Genomic DNA, 2,719 nt, shown 5'->3' on the forward strand with positions numbered 1-2,719 from the left:
AGGACGACGTGGGCGTTGGTGCCGCCGATGCCGAAGGCGCTGACGGCGGCCCGGCGCGGGTGGTCGGCCGCGGGCCAGTCCTCCAGTGCGGTGGGCACGCGGAAGGGGCTCGCGTCGAAGTCGATGAGCGGGTTGGGGCGGTCGAAGTGCAGGCTCGGCGGGATCTGCCGGTGTTCGAGGGCCAGCACCGCCTTGATGAGTCCGGCGATGCCGGCGGCGGCGCCGAGGTGGCCGATGTTGGTCTTGACCGACCCGAGCGCGCAGAAGCCGGTCCGCCGGGTGCTGTGCCGGAACGCCTCGGTGAGCGCGGACACCTCGATCGGGTCGCCGAGCTTGGTGGCGGTGCCGTGCGCCTCGATCAGGCCGATGGTGCCGGCGTCGACCTCCGCCTGGGCCTGCGCGGCGAGGATGACCTCGGTCTGTCCGGCGGCGCTGGGCGCGCTGAAGCCGACCTTGCGGCGGCCGTCGTTGTTGACGGCGCTGCCGCGGATGACGGCGCGGATGCGGTCGCCGTCGGCGAGGGCGTCCTCCAGCCGCTTGAGCACGACCGCCCCGACGCCGTCGCCGGAGGAGGTGCCGGCGGCGTCGGCGGCGAAGGCGCGGCAGTGGCCGTCGGGCGAGAACGGCCCGTCGGGCACGTGACGGTAGCCGAGCGCGGCCGAGGGGTTGAGGGAGACGGCGGCGGCGAGCGCGGTGTCGCAGCGGTGGTCCAGCAGGTCCTGGCAGGCGGTGTGCACGGCGACCAGCGCGGTCGAGCAGGCCGTCTGGAGCGACACGCTCGGCCCGGTGAGGCCGAGTTCGTAGGAGATACGGGTGGCCAGGGTGCCGAGGGAGTTGGCGGTGGCCGCGTGGACCAGCTCCACCGAGCCCGGCTGCCCGGCGAAGCGCGGGTACACGTGGGCCGGGTAGTAGCGGCTGTCACCCGCGCCCGCGTAGACGCCGAACGCCTCGGCCGTACGGTCGCCGCCGAGGCAGCCGGCGTCCTCCAGCGCGTGGTAGGCCGTCTCCAGCAGCAGCCGCTGCTGCGGGTCGACGACGGCGGCCTCGGCGGGGCTGTGGCCGAAGAAGCCGGAGTCGAAGCGGTCGATGCCCTCGACGGCCGACACCATCCGGATCAGCGTCGGGTCGCCGAGGTCGCGCGGGTCGCCGCCCGCGGCGAGGAACTCCTCGTCGGTGACGGGCCGGATCGCCTCCCGGCCGGCCGCGAGGTTCTCCCAGAAGGCGTCGAGGTCGTCGGCGCCGGGGAAGCGGCCCGCCATGCCGATGACGGCGACGGCGGGGAACTCGGGGAACTCCTCGTCGTGGGGTGCGGTGGTGTCGTGCACGGCCTGTGCCTCGTCCTCTCCCGGCTCGGTGGTGTCAGGCACGGCCCCGGTCCTTGCCGTGCCGTGCGGTGCGGCGCGCGCGGGCGGCGCGCTGGCGCTGTGCTTGCTCCTTGGCGCGGTCCAGGCCGCCGGCCTCCTGCCGTGGCGGCTGTTCGGCGACCGCCGTGGAGCCCGCGCCGGTGGCCGACAGGTGACGGGCCAGGTCCCGGACGGTGGGGTGGGCGAACAGGTCGACCACCGACAGGTCGGTGCCGAAGGCGCGGTTGACGGCGGTCTGTGCGGTGACGAGGAGCAGCGAGTTGCCGCCCAGGTCGAAGAAGTTCTCGTCCCGGCCCACCCGGTCGCGCCCCAGGACGCCGCACCACACCTCGGCGAGCCGGCTCTCCAGCCGCCGCAGCTCCTCCCCCGCCTCCGCCTCGTCAGGGCGGGCGGTGGTGCCCGCCGTGCGCAGCGTCCACGCGTCGTCGGACAGCCCGGCCGCGCGGGCGCCGTCGGCCGCCGCGCGGTACAGGGCGCCCAGGTCGGTGCCGTCCTCCAGGCCGACGCGGGCGGCCAGGCGCCGCGTCTGGCGCACGGGGGCGACGACGTGGCTGCGGACCCAGGGGGCGGTGCGGTCGGCGCCGATCAGCAGGTGCGGTTCGTCCATGGTGCGGGCCAGGTCGAACGAGCGCAGCGCGGCGGGGGCGTCGAGCAGCCGGTAGCCGCGGGCCTCGGTGAGCGCGGTGAGCCCGTAACCCCGGCTCATGCCGCGCTCGCGCCACATGCTCCAGGCCAGCGACTGGGCGGGCAGGCCGAGGCTCCGGCGGTACAGGGCGAGGGCGTCCAGGTAGGCGTTGGCGGCGGCGTAGGCGGCGTTCATGGCGCCGCCGAACCAGCCGTTCACCGAGGAGAACGTGACGAAGGAGGTGACGGGGTGGTCGGCGGTGAGCCGGTGCAGCGCCCACGCGCCGCGCGTCTTCGCCGCGAGGGCCCGGCGCCAGGTCTCGGCGTCCAGTTCGCCCACGGGGCGTTCCACGAGCGTTCCGGCCAGGTGCAGCACCGACGCCAGGGGCACGCCCCACGCCTCGGTGGCGGCCTCCACCGCGGCCCGCAGCCGGTGTTCGTCGGTGACGTCGGCGCGGGCGTAGCGGACCTCGCCCAGCTCGCGCAGGCGGGACAGGACGAGGGCCTCGGGTTCCGGTGTGCGGCCCACGATCAGCAGCCGGGTGCCGGGGGTGCGCAGCAGATGGGCGGCGATCGGCGCCGAGATCGCCGCCCATCTGCTGCGCACCCCCGGCACCCGGCTGCTCACCGTGCGCCGCACACCCGCAACCCGCGCCCCTCGTCCTGTCCCCCCTGCGCGAGCTGCGCGAGGTCCGCTACGCCCGCGCCGACGCCACCGACGCACACCGGCT

General features: G+C 75.9%; 2 protein-coding genes. Both read right to left on the reverse strand.

All coding sequences use genetic code 11. From position 1 onward, the window contains the following. Positions 1-1,367, reverse strand: a 1,367-nt coding sequence (locus CCN42_RS40625) for a beta-ketoacyl synthase N-terminal-like domain-containing protein (RefSeq protein WP_245877707.1), incomplete at its 3' end; no start/stop codon positions are given. Continuing rightward, entirely contained in the window at positions 1,360-2,595 is a 1,236-nt protein-coding gene (locus CCN42_RS40630; RefSeq protein ID WP_245877708.1) for a beta-ketoacyl reductase, read from the reverse strand. The genes CCN42_RS40625 and CCN42_RS40630, both read right to left, overlap by 8 nt. Positions 2,596-2,719 lie beyond the last annotated feature (124 nt).

This window comes from Streptomyces glaucescens (assembly GCF_002154375.1).
In the GTDB taxonomy this organism is placed as follows: Bacteria; Actinomycetota; Actinomycetes; order Streptomycetales; family Streptomycetaceae; genus Streptomyces; species Streptomyces glaucescens.